Consider the following 18,308-nt stretch of genomic DNA (forward strand, 5'->3'; position numbering starts at 1 on the left):
TAGATATTTTTTAGGGTTATTTTCATTCCTATCACATACGATGATAAGGACAGGCTCTATTTATAATGGAGGGTGAATAAATGGATTTTTTTACAAATTCCGTGCTAGATTTCTCATCTTTTAACACATTAACACTATTACAAATTATTATCATTGATATGATCCTATCAGGTGATAATGCTGTTGTTATTGCAATGGCAACAAAATCTCTTACTAGCGAAAAACAGAATAAGGCGATTTTTTTAGGTACTGCTGGTGCTATCATTCTACGCATCTGTTTTGCTACTATTATTGTATTTTTATTACGTATCCCTTTTATCCATGCTATTGGAGGGCTCATATTACTATGGATCGCTTATCAATTATTAGTAGAAAAAGAAGAAGGTCAAAAGGTGAAATCACATGCAACTATTTTTCAAGCTGTTATTACCATCGTGATTGCTGATGCAGTGATGAGTTTAGACAATGTGGTAGCGATAACAGGGGCGGCGCACGGGGATCTTCTACTTATTATTATTGGTGTCATGATTAGTATTCCTATTATGATCTTTGGATCCAAATTAATCGTTAAGCTTCTACAACGTTTTCGGATTATTGTTTATGTTGGAGCAGGTATTTTAGCTTGGACAGCTGGAGATATGATTTTATCTGATGAAAAACTCATTGCTCTGCTGCACCTAACAAACGTAAATTTAAATTTGATTATCGTATGTTTATTAACACTGACCATATTGTTACTCGGCTATATTCGAGCAGATGATTATTAACAAGTAATGGATTGATTTCCTTCATTGTTTCTCACCAATAAACTTGATAAAATAAGCATACTATTGTGAAAGACTGAGGTGAGGAATTGGCAAAATTAAAGTTTGTCATTATATGCTTATGTTTTGCGGGTGTTTTTTGGTATTTTTATGGGAACACCTTAAAAGAAAATGGAATAGAAGCGACGTATCATGAGATACAGGGCGACGTCTCAGCTTTAAAAGAAACACCCTTTATCCAAGATACAATAAATACCGTTCAACAAGGGGTTCATTTACTCGTACAATCCATTAAAGATGATAAAAAAGATATGGCAAATAACACCGATGAGGAAGCAACAGAAACGAACCATGATAAATTAACGCTTGAACAGCCAAAAGAGCAATCATTTTCAATAGCAAATATTGAAATAGGAGATAATCGTAAAGCCGTGGAAGAGCAACTTGGACAACCACAACGTACAACCCAAAATCAATATGGCGCAGAGTGGGTTTCTTATCATAAAGACTATCACAATTTTGTCATGGTAACTTACGATCAAGCGGATCAGGTTGCTGGTTTATACACAAATCAGTCTTTATTAAGTTCAACCTATGACCTGTCATTTGAAGATACAATGGATGACGTGCTTAAACAATTAGAGCAACCAATAGAAAGTATCAACAAAGGGTTGGTGAATTATCAAATAAATGGGAAAGATGAATATGACATGTTTCATATGAACCAAAATTACATCACCTTTTTTTATGATGTTCATGAAAACCATACAATAACTGCTGTACAAATTATTAGTGAAACATTAGAAAACCAGAAGCCTAGTTATTTTGCCACGCCGAGCAAGGAGTTAAGGCAAGGACTGGAATATCAACTTTTTGATTTAACGAATGCGGCTAGGGTAGAACATGGATTAAATACGTTAACTTGGTTTGATCAAGCACAGCAAACCGTACAAGATCACAGTGCAGACATGGCTAAAAACAACTACTTTAGTCATACGAATTTGCAAGGTCAATCACCTTTTGACCGATTACAATTAGATGGAATAACATTCACGATGGCTGGTGAAAATCTAGCAACCGGGCAACCGAGTAGTATCTTCGCTCATGAAGGGTTGATGAATTCAATGGGGCATAGGGAAAATATCTTAAAACCAGGTTTTAAGATGCTAACCATAGGTGTTGCATTTAACGACGAAAACCAGCCATTTTATACCGAGAACTTTATCACAAAATGAGTCTGGGACAAAGCTAATTTTAAACTACAGTATACGAATGATTGATGAGAGCTTAACCATCGCAACTAGAATACACTCGCGTTCTGGGGCACGGCCTCGGGCACACAGGACGTGGGTCAGTTAGACGTTGTCACAGGACGTGACGGTTTTCGTCTAACTTCTAGCCGTTTTACCAAGTGGATCTTCGGCTCGTGGGACTGTGATTACTCGTCCCATCGAAAACATGCGCGGTTCCCGCTAGAGTCTCGTAGATTCCCAGTTACTTAGTTATGTTTTCCAGCTAAAAACGAACGATGGATAACCTATTTTATCCATCGTTCGTTTATCAGGGATCTTCATTCACTTTTGTCTCAACCTCATTAGTTCAATCGAAATAGCTAATACAATCACAACAGCTGAAGTAATAAAACTAAAAATTAAATTCAACCAATTCTCTTGCCATATAATGGACGTTACTAGCTGTATGCATACACATGCCACTAATATCCAATGTATGTAATTTGAGAATAGTTGTTTCATAGCCTACTCCTTTCATTTTTTAAAATTTATAACCACTAGATCATCTTTCAATTAACAAACATTGATTTTAAATCTTCCACCCCGTTAAAAATTCGGATATACTATTCAATGAATGATTTTTCCATATTTTATTACATATAGAGGAGAGAACTTTATTTGCAAACACAAATGTTTCGGCGTGTCGCACTGGTCATTTTAGGTAATGTGTTTATTGGTCTAGCAGTCTCTTTATTGCGTATTGCTAATTTAGGTACAGACCCATTTTCAACTATGAATTTAGGGTTAAGTAGTACGTTAAACCTGTCATTAGGTATCTTCCAAGTCATTATTAACCTCGTCCTATTCCCATTAATGATCGTTTATTTACGTAACTCTATTGGATTAGGAACCATTGTTAATATGTTTGGGATTGGTTTCATCTCTGATTTCTTTGTATATATTTATTTTAACTTATTTGAACAAATTCCAGGTTTAGAACTTCGGTTGATGTTTATGCTAGTTGCTGTCACACTTACTAGTCTTGGAGTCGCGCTTTATGTAACACCAGACTTAGGGATGGCTCCTTATGATGCATTAGCTTTTGTTATTGAGAAAGTTAGCAATGGTAATATCCGTTTTTCTATTGCACGAATGATTACCGACGTCTCTGCCGTTATTATTGGCTTTATGTTTGGAGCAGTTGTCGGTGTTGCTACAGTTATTTTAGCTTTTTTCCTCGGCCCATTCATCCAATTTTTTAGAGCCCGTGTGGCTGAACCACTTGTTCATCCGAAAATGCCACCTATAACTTTTACAGAATAAGAACAAAATACGACGTAAGCAGAATAGCTGCTCACGTCGTATTTTTTTATTTTAACGAAATAGACACACACTTATTTTTGGATAAAACAAATAAAAAGGAGGCATGGATCGAAACGCTCTCCCCCACTTGCGCAGGCTTCGAACAAAACAGTCGGAAACTCAATTATTAATGTTTGTTGTAGAAATGGTAATTTATGATTCATCATTTTCGATATAAATAGGTTTATTTAATAAATATGATAAAATGGCATGGAGGTGGTAAGCTTGGAACAATTAATTTATAATCTATTGTCATACATAAACAATTCATTAGAGAAGGATATTAATCATTCTATAGCTACAAGTTTATTAGAACATATAGATCAAATTCATGATTATTCGTTAGAAATGGTCGCTGAAGTATGCAATGTCGCACCGTCGACGATTAACCGTTTCTGCAAACGAATTGGCTTTAAGAATTTTTCTCATCTGCGAAAAAGTGTGTCATTTAACGTTGATCCATCAACTGGATTAGAAACAGATGTCGTGCTCAATACGAAAGCATTTGAAACTCAGTTGAATGAAAATTTGGCTGTGATTGATAGTATAGTTGATGAACAAATGAATCATATTATAGACTGTATCCATCATGCGAACAAAATTGTCATTTTAGGTTTTGAGAAACATCAAGTACAGGCGCTGGAATTACAGAAAAAATTATTTTTACTTGGAAAATATTGCGAGTGTCATACGAATCTTTTTAAACAAATTAACACTCTATCTGATCTAACAGAGGAAGATTTGATCATTACGATTTCGATTGAAGGAAACATTCTTGCAGAAGATTTCGCAGTTATACAAAAAATTCAAGCTTCCTTAGGTAAAAAATTACTCATTACTTTTTCAAAAGAAACGGCACACAGTAAGTTTTTTAATGACGTACTTCGTTGTGGAAATATGAACAATAAAGCAGTCAGTAATTATACCCTCCTTCGCTTGTTTGATGTGTTAGAGGATCAATACAGACAAAAAGTGGATAAACCAAAACTGGTCTAATTTAGACCAGTTTATTAACGTTGTGTCTATTATAATGATAGTATAGTTAAATTTATCATCTTGTTAGGAGGAAATATAATGACTGAAAGTGTTTTTCCTAAAGATTTTTTATGGGGAGGGGCAACTGCTGCAAACCAAGTAGAAGGTGCTTATAACGAAGGCGGAAAAGGATTATCTATCTTTGATATGATCTCTTTCATTCCAAAAGAAGAAAGAACAAAAGATATTGAAATGGGCGTTAGTAGCCGAAAAGAACTTGATACATTATTAGCACAAGATACATCTGGTAATTTCCCAAAACGCCGCGGTGTTGATTTTTACCATCGCTATAAAGAAGATATCGCATTGTTTGCGGAAATGGGTTTTAAAACATTTCGTTTATCTATTTCTTGGCCAAGAATTTTCCCCAATGGCGATGAGACTGAGCCGAATGAAGAAGGATTAAAATTTTATGATAATGTATTTGATGAATTATTGAAATATGGTATTGAACCTTTAGTGACATTATCTCACTATGAGATTCCACTAAACTTAGTACAAAAATACAACGGTTGGATAGATCGTCGTGTTGTTGATTTCTTTACCAATTACGCTAAAACTGTTTTTAATCGCTATAAAGACAAGGTTAAATATTGGTTAACCTTCAATGAAATTAATGTTTCTACAATGGAACCATATATCGGTAGCGGAATTTTAGTTGATGAGGTTGAGCATGTGGAACAAGCAGTCTATCAAGCATTACATCATCAATTTGTTGCCAGTGCTAGAGCAGTAAAAGCTTGTCATGAAATTATTCCTGAAGCTCAAATTGGCTGTATGCTAGCACGTATGGAAGTTTATCCAGAAACACCTAACCCAGATGATGTATTAGAAGCATTAACCCAAGAACAAAAAAATCTATTTTTCACTGATGTGCAAGTGCGCGGTTACTATCCAAGCTTCATGTTAAATTACTTCAAAGACAACGGCATTCACATTGAGATGCAGCCTGGTGATGAAGAAATTCTTGCGCAACACACAGTCGACTTCTTATCATTTAGCTATTACATGACGATGGTAGCAAGCGGCGATGCTGAACGCGTAAAAGAAAAGGGTAACTTCTTTACTGGTGTACCAAACCCTTATTTAAAAGCTTCTGATTGGGGCTGGAAAATTGATCCTAAAGGACTTCGTATTACACTGAAAAAACTGTATGATCGTTATCAAGTGCCATTGTTTATTGTAGAAAATGGTCTAGGTGCATATGATACAGTGGAAGAAGATGGATCTATCATTGACGATTATCGTATCGATTACTTACGCGCACACATTAAAGAAATGGGTGAAGCGATCAAAGAAGGTGTCGATGTTATGGGATACACCAGCTGGGGATGTATTGACTTAATCTCTGCTTCCACATCTGAAATGTCCAAGCGTTATGGATTTATCTATGTCGATCAAGATGATTATGGTAATGGTACATTGGAGAGAAAGAAGAAAAAATCATTTGATTGGTATAAACATGTTATTGCGACAAATGGTGCTGAACTATAAGATTAATAATTTAAAAAAGAGATAGTAGCAATATTGCTACTATCTCTTTTTAATACCTTAAAAACCACGAACCAACCTTCTTCTTAATCTATTAGATAACAGTTCAATAATCAATATTAAGGCTACTAATCCAATTAAGATTGATCCTACTTCATTCCAACGATACGATTGCATGGCGAAAAGAAGTGGAGCACCAATACCACCTGCTCCAACAAGGCCTAAGACGGATGCGTCACGAAGATTCATATCAAAACGATAAATCATGATTGATAAAAACATAGAAAACAGTTGTGGAATAATTCCATAACGGATTTTTTCAAATGTCGTACACCCAATTGATGTCATTGATTCAAATACACTTGTATCTAAGTCTTCAATTGCATCAACAAACAGTTTCGCTAACATACCAATGGACAATACAGCGACTGTTAATACCCCAGCAAAAGCCCCTGTTCCAGTAACACGAAGGAACATAAGTCCATAAACTAGACCTGGAATTGTACGAATAACAATTAGAACCAATCTGGTTATGATAGAAACAGATTTAGGTACCACATTGGATGCGGATAAGAAAGCAAGCGGAATCGCTAAGCAAGCTCCAATAATTGTTCCTAAAAAAGCGATAGCCATTGTCTCTACTAATAAATACATAACGCCAGTTTCTGTAAAATCAAATAGCAACCCCAAATCTGGCGTGACAATTCCTTTCAGAATATTTCCAGCTATCGACAAGCCGCTTTCTTCCATATCTTCTAAACTCACTGCTGACAGTGACCAATAGAACAGAAGTACAAGTATCGTTGTCATTATTAATATATAACGATAATTTCTAGGTTCCTCCATCAATTTATCTTCAACTTTTAACATAATTATTTCTCCCTTAGACTAACTTTTTCCTAAAATACTCGCTAACTTGTTCAATCAAATAGACAGTGATAATTAAAACAAGTAGGATCATTCCAACGCTTGAGTAATCTCGCCAACTTAAACCTTCGTCTAATATAAGTCCGATACCACCTGCGCCGACATAACCTAAAATAGCAGCGTACCGTACATTTCCCTCAAAACAAAATAATGAGGTTGATAAATAGTTCGGTAATACTTGAGGAAAAACAGCATAACGAAATGCTTGTACACGTGTCATGCCAGCCGATTCCATTGCTTCAAATGCGCCCATATCTACCGATTCAATTTGTTCATATAGTAACTTTCCAACATAGGCAAGCGTGAATAGGAAAATAGCAATGGTCCCTGCCATTGTACCTAAACCAAAGATAAATGTGGCAACCAATGCAGTTACTAGAGTTGGTAGGGTCCGTAAAATACTAAGTACAATTTTAGCTATAGCAACAACAATATTGCTTTTTATGATATTAGAAGATGCTAATACTGCAAGTGGAATTGCAAAAACAGCTCCAATTAAAGAACCTAACAGAGACATTTTGATCGTATCCAATAACGGCTTCCAAATGCTTGAAATATATTCCCACTTCGGTGGAATCATATCGCCAATAATAACAAAGAATTCTTTACCGCGGTTTAGTAATACGGAAAATTCAAACCCTGTAAAACGAACAGATACAATGATCGCTATGCCGATAATTAATAAAATGAGTGGTGTCCGTGAACGTTTCTCAGAAACAACTTTTCCATTGGAAAGTTTCATTTGTTTCGGTGGAAAAAGCTTATCATACATAGTCACGACGCTCCTCTTGCACTTCTGCTTCTTTATTACCGTAGATGTCATCTAGAATGCCTTGTGTTACGTCAGTTGCTGGGCCATCATACACCACTTGTCCGGCACGAATCCCAATAATACGATCAGCATATTCTAAAGCAACTTCAACATGGTGGATATTTAGAATAATCGACATATTAAAATCTTTGTTAATTCGTTTAAAATCATTCATCACTTGTTTTGATGTCACTGGATCTAGTGAAGCAATTGGTTCATCCGCCAACATAATAGAAGGATCTTGTGCAATCGCTCGTGCTAGCGCGACACGCTGTTGTTGTCCACCAGATAACTGATCAACACGGACATATGCTTTATCCAAAATGCCTACTTTATCCAAAGCTTCTAATGCTTTAATTTTATCCTCTTTAGAGAAAACACCTATGATTTTTCGCCATAATGGAAGTTCAGGAACAAAGGAAACAAGGACGTTTTTTAGTACTGTTGTCCGTGTTACAAGATTAAAGGATTGAAAGATCATTCCGACATTACGCCGAAATCGACGTACTTCCTTTCCTCTTAATGATGCGACTTCTACGTCATTAACAAGTAATCTTCCGTGTGTGATATCATGCATGCGATTGATACAACGTAGCAGCGTAGATTTCCCTGCGCCAGATAAACCAATTACACCCACAAATTCGCCTTGATCTATTTTTAAATTGATGTTTTGCAGTGCCTTCACATCATTGTTATATGTCTTTTCCACATTGATAAACTCAATCATTTTTAATCTCCTATTCTCTTAAAAAGCTTTAAAAAAATAACGGAAAAATGAGAACATCTATGAATCTCGATGTTCTCATTTAAGAATTAATTTAATTCTCGAACTAGCTCCTGCGCTTTACGCTCGTTATCGTAGTCAGAAGACTCGGCTTTTTGATATCCTTCATGACTGTAAATTGAGATAACTTCTTTACCCTCATCTGTTTTTGCAATATTGATGAATGCTTCTTGTAAAGCAGCTTTCAAATCTTCATCCATAATATCAGAGTTTTTACTTACGCTGATTGTATCATTGTAGATTCCAGGAGTTACACCGATTACGTTTGTTTCATCCCAAATGGAAGCTTCACGACCAAATTCAGCTTTCCATGCATCTGCATTATCTCTTCTAGCATCCGCATATGTGACAAGTACATCAGTTTGACCAGCTGCAAGACGAGCAAATGCACTACTATAAGAATCTGCTTGTACAACACTATCTAAATCCGTAATTGTTTTATCATAATTTTCATCTAACCAAAGCGCTGGATAAATGTAACCTGCCGGTGACGATGAAGAGCTCACAGCCCATGATGCACTGTTTAAATCTTCCCAAGTTAACGCTTCGCCATTGTTAACTTTGTCAGCAAGCGCTTGTCCTGTTTCAGACGGACCTGCAATAAATAACCCACGGTAGCTTGTTGCTTGCTCATCTGAAGCTTCTGTTGGCTTATTCTCATTCCACTCTTTTGGATCATCAGCGTCAATGCTTAAACCAGCACGAGTTGCTGTTAAGATAACTTCAGCACCGTCATCATACAGTACATATGTACCACCAGGAATTAATCCAACATCTAACGAACCAGCAGATAGTGATTCACCAACTGCTTCATAGTTGGTACCAACAGTAATATCTACATTACCAATATCATAACCAAGCTTAGCCATCTCTTCTGTTAATAATTGTTTTAATGGCTCTGTAGCTGTGGTGATTTCTTCTGGATCACGCGAAGGAACAAAACCAATGGATAATTCATCTATTTTTGTATTACCACTTTCTTCACTTGAAGTATTTGCTTCATCACTTGAATCACTATTTCCACAAGCAGCTAAAATAGCGATTAGCGCAAAGATACTAAATAATAATGCTAATTTTTTACTCATATTTTTTCCCCCTATTTTTTTCTTTTTATAAACTCAAAACACATTATAGCACTATTAAATTAAATTTGTGTAAATTCAAGGTAAAAAAACGATAATATTTTACATAATAAAATGGTTTTTAACTTTATGAAGAAGCAAAGGGGATGACAGGTTGGAAAGCTTACGTTAAAGTAGATAAGGTGTAAGTTTTATCGAAGTGTAAGCACAATTTACTGCATGACATAATAAAAGTGCCGTAATCTTGGCTTATTTTTGTGTTTTTTCCCTTTATAATATCGAACTACTAAAAACAAATGATAGAGGAGGATTGACATTGCAGCAATCTACATTCACTAAAACAACAATGGAAACATTGCAATGGCTGTTATTTTTACTAGCTAGTGCAGTAGCTATGCCAATTGTAATTGGATCCGTTTTTCATTTAGATGGTGCAGAAATAACTGGGCTGATGCAACGGACGTTTTTAACGGTTGGATTAGCTTCTTTATTACAAGCGCTGTTTGGTCACCGCTTGCCCATCATGGAGGGACCAGCCGGAATTTGGGTTAGTGTCTTCACGGTAATGGCAGCAACTGGTTCTTCCTTAAGTGGGACTTTACAAACGTTAACAACAACAATGATTTTCACTGGTTTGTTTATGTTTCTTTTAGGCGTATTTAAACTATCTAAACGAATCTTACCAATCTTCACGCCATTAGTGACAGGAACTTTCTTCTTTTTATTAACTGTTCAATTAAGTGGAACCTTCCTAGAAGGCATGCTTGGTTTACAGGGATCTTCCGAGACTATTCAGTTATCAAAAGCAACCATAGCCTTCCTTACCTTTTTAATCGTTTTAGGGTTATCGATCTTTGCGAAAGGTTGGCTAAGTAGTTATGCTGTTTTTATTGGAATTCTAATTGGATGGACAATATTTGTGCTAGTAAATGGGACGAGTGGAAATGCACAAGATGTCGCTAAGTTTGCATTACCGGATTTATTTGCATTCGGAAAACCAACGTTTGATATAAGTATTATTCCGATTTCTTTCATTACTGCCATAATTTCAATTTCAAATGTGGTAGCATCCGTTGTTGCTGCTAGTCAAACGATCGGATTAGATGGAAAAGACAACGCTGACAGAGTAAATAACGGAACAACATTGTCAGGAATTAATCATGGTCTTGCTGGTCTATTTTCGACAATTGCCAATGTACCGTTGGCAACCTCATCCGGTTTCATTGCTTTAACTGGACAAAAAAAGAAAACACCGTTTATTTATGCAACTATCATTTTATTGTTGGTTGCATTCTTTCCGCCAATCGTAACGTTTATTGCTAATATTCCATCACCTGTAGCAAATGCTGCCTTAATGGCATCATTTGTACAGTTAGTCGGTTTAGCAATTCGTAATATCACACTTAAACCGCTTGATGAACGAAAAGTCACCATTGTAGGAATTGGCTATCTAATTGGTATGGGAACCATGTTTCTTCCTACTGAAGTATTTAATGGACTACCGTCTATTATTCAAAATGTCATGAGTAATGGACTTCTGGTTGGAACTGCTTTAGTTATTCTACTCGAGCAGTTGTGGCGCGAAAAAGAAACAAGCTCGTTCAAATAATTGGACGAGCTTGTTTCAATATATCATTTCCATCTTTTCCTTTATTATTAATTCCTACTCTACTCGACTTCTACAAATACAGGACAAAATATGATCATTCACCATTCCGCTTGCTTGCATAAATGCATAACAAATTGTCGATCCAACAAATTTAAATCCTCGTTTTTTGAGTGCCTTACTCATGTGATCACTTATAGCTGTCGTGGCAGGAACTTGGGCAATGGAGTCCCTCTGATTAATGATTGGTTTTCCATCTACAAAGCTCCAAATATATTCCGAGAATGAACCGTATTCTTTTTTAATAGCTAAAAAAGCTTGTGCATTCGTAATTGCTGACCGAACTTTTAGCTTGTTGCGTATAATACCGGGATCTTGAAGAAGTGCTTGCACTTTATCTTCTGTGTAATTCGCAATTTTGTATGGATCAAACTGATCAAATACTTTACGATAGTGGGCACGTTTTTTTAACACCGTATACCAACTTAAGCCTGCCTGTGCTCCCTCTAAAATTAGTAACTCAAACAACTTTTTTTCATTATACTCAGGTACTCCCCATTCCTTATCGTGATATTCAATGTATAAAGGATCGTCATTTACCCAATCACACCGTTTCATAGTATCGCTTCCTTCGTTAGATATGTAACTCATGGTCTTCTTCCAATATTCGATAGATTTCTTTTAATTTTGGCTTCTTAGCTACTATTGTGCGCACTCGTTGCGCTAAATGAAGTAATGCTTCATTTTGCTCCTCTTTTGGTCTGTTCTTTTCTGATTGATACGTTTCATAAAGTGTTGTATCTAGCAGTTGTAGAATAGCCCGTTGTGTTTTGACAGCTCGTAGTAATAGTTCTTCAGTGGTTTTATTTTCACCATTCAATGTAACCAACCTCCATGTTTCTCGCTATTGTTGTATGACATAACTCTTAATTTCTTTAATCTTTCCATCTACCTTGTTGTTCAATAGATAGATATCGCAGAATCCGTATGTTTTTAATTCATTTAATGAAGTCGTTACCTCAATCGTTCCATTCACAGCAGCTTCTAAATCTTGAATGATGATGTGATCAAGTTTTACATTGTATTCCATGGTATGATCCATACTACCAAGTACATTTGCTAGCTTATCTTTCCCTTCAATCACATCATTTCCGATCATTGTCCATGATACATCATCCGTTACGCTCGCTAAAATAAAAGAAAGATCACCTTTCATTAAAGCCTCATTAAATTGTTGAAAAAAAATATGTTTATCCATTATACTTCCTCCTTTTCCGTTCATTGTCTATAATATAAAATACCATTACATTAAATTGTAAAAATAAAGATATAAGATTCGGTGACATCTATTTGTTAAAAGATAGTAAAAAAACCAACTATTAGACAAATAATTGGTTTCTCCATATATTCCATGGATACTGATTCGGTGGTGTGGAAGTATAATAAGTTTCTTGTTCCTTTACCGGATGATCAAATCCAATTTGATAGGACCAAAGTGCAATTTGTTGCCCTATTTTATTGACCGTTGAACCATATTTTTGATCACCGTATAGCGGGTAACCTCTACTAGCAAATTGCACTCGTATCTGGTGCGGTCTTCCCGTATGTAAGTTAATTTTCACTAAGCTTAATCCTTTAGATGTTGCCAGAACTTGATAATCAAGAATTGCTTTTTTTGCTTTCGCTTCTTTTACATTTGCGACTCGTACTTGATTTTTGCGACGGTCTTTTACAAGATAGTCTTCTAATTGTCCACTTTCATGTTCAGGTAAGCCGCGGACAACTGCAATATATTGCTTAGAAATTTGCTTTCTCCTTATTTTATCAGACATACGCGAAGCAGCCTTTGATGTTTTTGCAAACACCATCGCTCCACCTACTGGACGATCTAATCGGTGTAATAAAGCTAAATATACGTTACCAGGCTTTTGATGACGTTCTTTAATATCTTGCTTTAGCATATTTAATAAGTCGGCATCCGACGTTTGATCTTCCTGTACTGGAATATTAACTGGTTTTTCTACAATGAGTAAATGATTATCTTCGTGCAGAATTGGAATCTCCATAAAAACTACTCCTTTTCACATAATCTATTCAAGGATATCACATCATAGACATGCGAACAAAATCGTTTACTTCCTTCGTTTCAGATATATTCCAATTCCTATAATTATCACTACCGCTAATAAACCATACATAATTAAAGAATATCTGTCCATGTAGATAAGAATATCTTGCCACGATTCGCCGACATAAGCCCCTAAACTAACGAGAACAACATTCCAAATAAGCGTGCCTGTGGTCGTTAATAGTAAAAATGGCCAAAACTGCATTTGCGCTAAACCAGCTGGTATGGAGATTAGACTTCGTATGAGTGGGATGAAACGACAGACGAAGACACTCCATCCCCCATATTTATGAAACCAGCCAATTGCGCGATCAACATCATCGACTTCTAACCGTAAATAATGCCCACGCTTGTTGATAAATTTTTTTAGAGTCTCTTTTGAAATAGAGGCGCCAATAAGATAAAGTACTACTGCCCCGAAAACCGACCCAATCGTAGCTGCCACCACGACACCAGTTAAACTCATCGAGGTAGAAGTTGTTAAAAAACCTCCAAATGTAAGAATGATTTCAGATGGTATTGGTGGGAAAATATTCTCTACAGCAATCAAAAACGCAATTCCCATGTACCCATAACTATTAATGACAGTCATTAACCAGTCTTGCATTTATCTCCGCCCTATCTCTTTATATGTAATAGCATATAAAACACGGTACATCTTAATAAATTATATGCTACATGTCCATCTCGCTATTCACTCCATCGACGTGGACTCCAAATCGTTCCTTCCATCTCGCCTTCCATTTGTTCCATTCGTTTACCCTGTTCTACAATAATATCTTGTGTTGCCTTGATTAAGATACGTTGATAGTAATCATCGGTTCGATCAAAAAGTTCTTGTAATTGGCCAATCATCCATTGATTCTCTTCCATATTGCTCCCTCCTACTTTAAAAACATGTCATCAAGTACCATTTTAAGCTCGTCTATTTTATCACGATTGGCTTGTATTCGCTCGATTGCAAATGTTAATGGACTGAATGCTTCATCCGGATTCACAATCTGCTCCAATTGCTCAATCAGCCACTTTTCTCGGGTAGCAAGACTAATATCCTTATCCATCGTGAGAAGTTGCCAATATTTGATTAAATTATTCATCTTTTCCTCTTCTTCCATATAAAAAAACTGAAAGACTGGTAATGGTCTAAGATAAACCATTCCTAACTTATTTGCCATTGCTTGAAATGGTTTCGTCAATTCACTAATCGAAAATAATTCTTCGCCACCTGCTTGATATTCTCTTTCGGCAACACCGATCATCATCACTAAACCAAATTCTTTTCCTGCAAGCGGTTGTCGTTTTGTACCATAACCAAAGCCTTCGCCTAAGACTTCATCTTGCCATTTTTTTATGAAAGGTGTGGCACTGTACCAATAAAAGGGAAACTGAAAAATAATGCGTTCATGTTGTTTTAATAAATCCTGTTCTTTCGCTACATCGATCTTTCCATCCGGATATAAATGCTCTAAATGGTGGATAGTGATGTTACTATGCTGCTTGATAGAATTCAAAAAATATTGTTGACTGCCAGATTCGATAATATCTGGATGTGATACGATTAATAATGTTTGCATGCTTGTCTCTCCTTTCAACTTCAAGTTCCGTTCTTTTTTATTATCCCAAAACTAACCTTTGCCAATAATCTTATCCGTATAATATTATCTAATAATAACATAGGAGCGTAAAGGAGGAAGCTTGTACGAAATAAAAATTAATCATGAATAAAGGGGCTGGGACAAAAGTGAATTAAGACCCCTGATAAACGAACGATGGATGACCTATTTTATCCATCGTTCGTTTTAATTATAAAACATAACTAAGTAACTGGAAATATACGAGACTCTAGCGGGAACAGCAAATGGGTTTGATGGGGCGAGTAATCGCAGTCCCACGAGCCGAAGATCCACTTTGTAAAGTGGCTAGAAGTTAGACGAAAACCGTCACGTCCTGTGTGCCCGACGCCGTGCCCGCAGAACGCGAGTGTATTTCCAGTTATGATGGTTAAGCTCTCATCAATCATTCGTATACTGTAGTTAAAAATTAGTTTTGTCCCCGCCCCTCCTTAAGATGGTATATGATTATTTTCTTGTAATGCTTGATAAATTTTACGTTTCCATTGCAAAAATTCTTCTGTTAAAAACAGATTCTCATCTCGTGGTCGAACAAACGGCAATGAAAAATCATATTTAATCGTAGCTGGATTATTGGACAGAATCAACAAACGATCTGCTAAATATAATGCCTCCTCAATATTGTGCGTAACGAACAATATTGACTTTTTATTTTCTTGCCAGATGTTTAATAACCATTGTTGCATTTCTAATCGAGTAAATTCGTCTAAAGCGGAAAAAGGTTCATCTAAACAAATAAAGTCTTGTGGGCTCAATAGGGCACGCACAAACGCAACACGCTGTTGCATTCCACCAGATAATTGATAAGGATAGGCATTTTCATATCCTTTCAGACCAGCTTTTTCTAGCATTTCTTGGGCCGTTTGATAATCTGGTTTTTTTTGAATTTCAGCACCAAGTACTACATTTTGGATGATTGTTCGCCATGGAAATAAAGATGGGTTTTGTGGTGTATAACTAATCATTCCTCTTTGCCCAGTTATATCTTTACCATCAAGCGAAAATGTTCCCTCATCTGGACGCGACATACCACCAATCAAATGAAAAATCGTGCTTTTGCCACTTCCAGAAGGACCTAATAAAGCAACAAATTCACCTTCTTTAACGGTAAATGAAACATTCTGCAAGATTTGTTTATCGGCAAATGATTTTGTAATTGATTCAGCGATTAATTCACTCATCTTTACCCCTTCTTCCTTTAAGCATCACTTTTTCTAATCCAATTATAATCGCAAAAAATATCAAACATAGGATCATTATAAATACAATAGCCACAAAAACCCGATCCGTTCGAAAAGAAGATTGCGCTAATGTCATGTAAACGCCAATCCCTTTATTAGCACCTAGCCATTCAGATATGACCGCTCCCATCACACTATACGTAGCTGCAATCTTTAATCCGGAAAAAATCGATGGCAGAGCATGTGGAATTTCTAACTTCCTAAATAACTGACTTTTTGATGCCCCAGCCATACGCATATAATGCATCAAATCCGGTGATGTTTGCCGAAATCCGTCTAAGGTAGCGACAACAATCGGGAAGAAACAGACGAGAGTAATAATGATAATTTTGGGTAGTACACCGAAACCAAACCATATAACAAGCAAGGGAGCGAGCACAATAATCGGAATATTTTGCGATAAAATTAACAACGGATAAACAGCTTGTCTTACACTTGGCAACAGATGTAAACTTATGGAAACCACTAGCCCAACACTAACGCCAATCACAAAACCTACAACAGCTAAATTAGAGGTAGATAAAAGATGATGCGCATAACTATCCCAACCATTCACTGCTTCATGAAATATATCTGTTGGTGCTGGTAATAACCAATTTGGAATAGCAAAAAACATACTACTCCATTGCCATACGGCAAGAATTGCAATAATAACTATTATTGGACTGTAGATTGAAAAACCTTTTTTCATAGCAAAGGCGGTTTATGCATCAGCATCGATACACAACCGCCATTCCCCCAATCTTAACGATACTTTTCGGTTAAAACATCCATGGATGCACCATCTGGCTTGTAGTAAACTTTTACTTGCGAAATGACACTAATACTACCAAGTTCCACCATTTTTTGATTCATTTTCTCGATAACGCTAAATAACTGAGTTAATTCACCTTCCATGGTTGTTTCCAATGGATTCACTTGATATTTCACTCCAGAAGCTTCAATAACAGCAATTGCTGCATCAACTAACGGAATCGTATCTTCTCCATTGCTTGTTTTTGGAATAATTTGAACGCTAACTAGTGCATTTGCCATATTATCTCCTCTTTTCCCCATAGGTTTATTCGTTTTCAGGTAAAAATTCATTGGTAAATGCTGCATCAGCATCTAATTCTGTATCTAATAAATTATTACTATACATCCAGTCTGCGTAGTTCTTCCATACTTCTGCGTCTTGAACACCCCACTGTTTTGCCTCTGCTTGATATTTTGGTGATAGCCATTCTTGACTTGCACGTACCAATTCTTCATCTAAGTCAGGTACAGCTTCAATTAGAATATCCGCAGCTTCATCTGGGTTATCGATCGCGTACTGATAGCCTTTTGAAACAGCACCAATGAATTTTTTAATTGTTTCTGGGTTCTCATCTATCATTGTTTCATTTGTTGTGATCACTGGCGTATAGTAATCTAGTTTCTCAGAGTAATCGGTTAAATATAACATATTTAAATCAATATCACGTAATTCTGCTTGGATTCCATCCCAACCGTAATAGATCCATGCAAAGTCCACATCGCGCTCTATCGCAGTGAAAAAGTCGGTATTCCCCATATTGACAATGTTCACATCTTTAACACTAGCACCTTCTTGTTTCATTAGCGAATCAATCACAGCTGACTCTACTGGCGCTCCCCAGCCACCATAGGTTTTGCCTACAAAGTCAGCAGGAGATGTAATATTTTTATCTACTGGAGAAGCAAATCCAGAAGTATTGTGTTGAATAACAGCAGCGACTGATACAAGTGGAATATCTTGTGTTCTTGCTTCAGTTACTTGTTCTTGTGCACTTATACCAAATTCCGCTTGACCGGAAGCAACCACTTGATCCGCACCTGATTCACCAGGTAAGGTAATCTCCACATCTAAGCCCGCTTCTTCAAAATATCCTTGGTCTTGTGCCACATATATACCCGTGTGATTCGTGTTTGGTGTCCAATCTAGCACCATCGTAACTTCTTCTTTGGTATTTTGCTCACTTTCTTCTGTTCCGTCTTGACTGTTTGCACAAGCACTAATAAAAAGTAGACCGACAAACAATACGAATAGCATCTTTCTTTTCATAAAAAAATCCCCCTAGTTTATAGTATTTAGAGGAACATATATTACCACACGAATAAAAATAAATATCCGCCCGTAAAACGGGCGGTTTTAATTTCGCCCTAGAAGGGCACTTTACTAACTACCCCTAAAGGGGCTTTTAAATTGACCGTCAA

The 18,308-nt window shown here is 36.4% G+C and carries 21 protein-coding genes; 6 read left to right on the plus strand and 15 right to left on the minus strand.

Annotated features, from left to right (window positions below; all coding sequences use genetic code 11):
• Nucleotides 1-80: 80 nt before the first annotated feature.
• From DES48_RS13095 to DES48_RS13125, 5 genes are all read left to right on the plus strand, one after another.
• Nucleotides 81-767 (plus strand): TerC family protein, encoded by a 687-nt coding sequence (locus DES48_RS13095; RefSeq protein WP_113869831.1) that lies wholly within the window; start codon nucleotides 81-83, stop codon nucleotides 765-767.
• Nucleotides 768-853: 86 nt separating this feature from the next.
• Complete coding sequence (locus tag DES48_RS13100; protein ID WP_113869832.1) at nucleotides 854-1,999, plus strand: CAP domain-containing protein; 1,146 nt, start codon at nucleotides 854-856, stop codon at nucleotides 1,997-1,999.
• A 675-nt stretch (nucleotides 2,000-2,674) separates the two neighbouring features.
• Nucleotides 2,675-3,319 (plus strand): YczE/YyaS/YitT family protein, encoded by a 645-nt coding sequence (locus DES48_RS13110; protein ID WP_245911457.1) that lies wholly within the window; start codon nucleotides 2,675-2,677, stop codon nucleotides 3,317-3,319.
• Nucleotides 3,320-3,583: 264 nt separating this feature from the next.
• Entirely contained in the window at nucleotides 3,584-4,354 is a 771-nt protein-coding gene (locus DES48_RS13120) for a MurR/RpiR family transcriptional regulator (RefSeq protein WP_170126220.1), read from the plus strand.
• Nucleotides 4,355-4,432: 78 nt separating this feature from the next.
• Complete coding sequence (locus DES48_RS13125) at nucleotides 4,433-5,887, plus strand: glycoside hydrolase family 1 protein (protein WP_113869836.1); 1,455 nt, start codon at nucleotides 4,433-4,435, stop codon at nucleotides 5,885-5,887.
• 57 nt (nucleotides 5,888-5,944) lie between these two features.
• On the opposite strand, the gene phnE (DES48_RS13130) is transcribed toward DES48_RS13125, so the two are convergent.
• The 4 genes from phnE (DES48_RS13130) to DES48_RS13145 all read right to left on the minus strand — a co-directional run bounded on the left by phnE (DES48_RS13130) (nucleotide 5,945) and on the right by DES48_RS13145 (nucleotide 9,491).
• Nucleotides 5,945-6,754 (minus strand): phosphonate ABC transporter, permease protein PhnE, encoded by an 810-nt coding sequence (gene phnE / locus DES48_RS13130; protein WP_079709214.1) that lies wholly within the window; start codon nucleotides 6,752-6,754, stop codon nucleotides 5,945-5,947.
• A 13-nt stretch (nucleotides 6,755-6,767) separates the two neighbouring features.
• Nucleotides 6,768-7,583 carry a phosphonate ABC transporter, permease protein PhnE gene (gene phnE / locus DES48_RS13135; RefSeq protein ID WP_113869838.1) on the minus strand — a complete coding sequence of 272 codons (816 nt, stop codon included), beginning with the start codon at nucleotides 7,581-7,583 and terminating at the stop codon, nucleotides 6,768-6,770.
• On the minus strand, nucleotides 7,576-8,349 hold the full coding sequence (gene phnC / locus DES48_RS13140) for a phosphonate ABC transporter ATP-binding protein (protein ID WP_113869839.1): 774 nt from the start codon (nucleotides 8,347-8,349) through the stop codon (nucleotides 7,576-7,578). The genes phnE (DES48_RS13135) and phnC overlap by 8 nt, the downstream gene beginning before the upstream one ends.
• Nucleotides 8,350-8,435: 86 nt before the next feature.
• Nucleotides 8,436-9,491: a phosphate/phosphite/phosphonate ABC transporter substrate-binding protein gene (locus DES48_RS13145; RefSeq protein ID WP_113869840.1), complete on the minus strand. Its 1,056-nt coding sequence runs from the start codon at nucleotides 9,489-9,491 to the stop codon at nucleotides 8,436-8,438.
• Nucleotides 9,492-9,804: 313 nt separating this feature from the next.
• On the opposite strand from DES48_RS13145, the gene DES48_RS13150 reads away from it, so the two are divergent.
• Nucleotides 9,805-11,097 (plus strand): purine/pyrimidine permease, encoded by a 1,293-nt coding sequence (locus DES48_RS13150; protein ID WP_245911458.1) that lies wholly within the window; start codon nucleotides 9,805-9,807, stop codon nucleotides 11,095-11,097.
• Between the two features lie 54 nt (nucleotides 11,098-11,151).
• On the opposite strand, the gene DES48_RS13155 is transcribed toward DES48_RS13150, so the two are convergent.
• The 11 genes from DES48_RS13155 to DES48_RS13205 form a co-directional block, all read right to left on the minus strand.
• Nucleotides 11,152-11,712, minus strand: a complete 561-nt coding sequence (locus DES48_RS13155; protein ID WP_113869841.1) for a DNA-3-methyladenine glycosylase I — start codon at nucleotides 11,710-11,712, stop codon at nucleotides 11,152-11,154.
• Nucleotides 11,713-11,728: 16 nt separating this feature from the next.
• Nucleotides 11,729-11,974, minus strand: coding sequence for a hypothetical protein (locus DES48_RS13160; protein ID WP_079709209.1), 246 nt, complete (start codon nucleotides 11,972-11,974; stop codon nucleotides 11,729-11,731).
• A 24-nt stretch (nucleotides 11,975-11,998) separates the two neighbouring features.
• A complete protein-coding gene (locus tag DES48_RS13165; RefSeq protein WP_170126221.1) occupies nucleotides 11,999-12,352 on the minus strand; it encodes a nuclear transport factor 2 family protein in 354 nt (117 codons plus the stop codon).
• A 121-nt stretch (nucleotides 12,353-12,473) separates the two neighbouring features.
• Nucleotides 12,474-13,160, minus strand: coding sequence for an RluA family pseudouridine synthase (locus DES48_RS13170; RefSeq protein ID WP_113869843.1), 687 nt, complete (start codon nucleotides 13,158-13,160; stop codon nucleotides 12,474-12,476).
• A gap of 66 nt (nucleotides 13,161-13,226) precedes the next feature.
• The gene (locus tag DES48_RS13175) at nucleotides 13,227-13,829 is read right to left on the minus strand and encodes a DedA family protein (protein WP_113869844.1); all 603 of its coding nucleotides are present in this window, start codon (nucleotides 13,827-13,829) and stop codon (nucleotides 13,227-13,229) included.
• An 83-nt stretch (nucleotides 13,830-13,912) separates the two neighbouring features.
• On the minus strand, nucleotides 13,913-14,095 hold the full coding sequence (locus tag DES48_RS13180; protein ID WP_079709205.1) for a hypothetical protein: 183 nt from the start codon (nucleotides 14,093-14,095) through the stop codon (nucleotides 13,913-13,915).
• An 11-nt stretch (nucleotides 14,096-14,106) separates the two neighbouring features.
• A complete protein-coding gene (locus tag DES48_RS13185; RefSeq protein ID WP_113869845.1) occupies nucleotides 14,107-14,796 on the minus strand; it encodes an NAD(P)H-dependent oxidoreductase in 690 nt (229 codons plus the stop codon).
• A gap of 488 nt (nucleotides 14,797-15,284) precedes the next feature.
• A complete protein-coding gene (locus DES48_RS13190) occupies nucleotides 15,285-16,034 on the minus strand; it encodes an ABC transporter ATP-binding protein (RefSeq protein WP_113869846.1) in 750 nt (249 codons plus the stop codon).
• Nucleotides 16,027-16,710 (minus strand): ABC transporter permease, encoded by a 684-nt coding sequence (locus DES48_RS13195; RefSeq protein WP_245911459.1) that lies wholly within the window; start codon nucleotides 16,708-16,710, stop codon nucleotides 16,027-16,029. The genes DES48_RS13190 and DES48_RS13195 overlap by 8 nt, the downstream gene beginning before the upstream one ends.
• Nucleotides 16,711-16,838: 128 nt before the next feature.
• Nucleotides 16,839-17,129, minus strand: a complete 291-nt coding sequence (locus DES48_RS13200) for a thiamine-binding protein (protein ID WP_113869848.1) — start codon at nucleotides 17,127-17,129, stop codon at nucleotides 16,839-16,841.
• Between the two features lie 25 nt (nucleotides 17,130-17,154).
• Nucleotides 17,155-18,156, minus strand: coding sequence for an ABC transporter substrate-binding protein (locus tag DES48_RS13205; RefSeq protein ID WP_113869849.1), 1,002 nt, complete (start codon nucleotides 18,154-18,156; stop codon nucleotides 17,155-17,157).
• Nucleotides 18,157-18,308: the final 152 nt, after the last annotated feature.

This window comes from Paraliobacillus ryukyuensis (genome assembly GCF_003315295.1).
Classification (GTDB): domain Bacteria; phylum Bacillota; class Bacilli; order Bacillales; family Amphibacillaceae; genus Paraliobacillus; species Paraliobacillus ryukyuensis.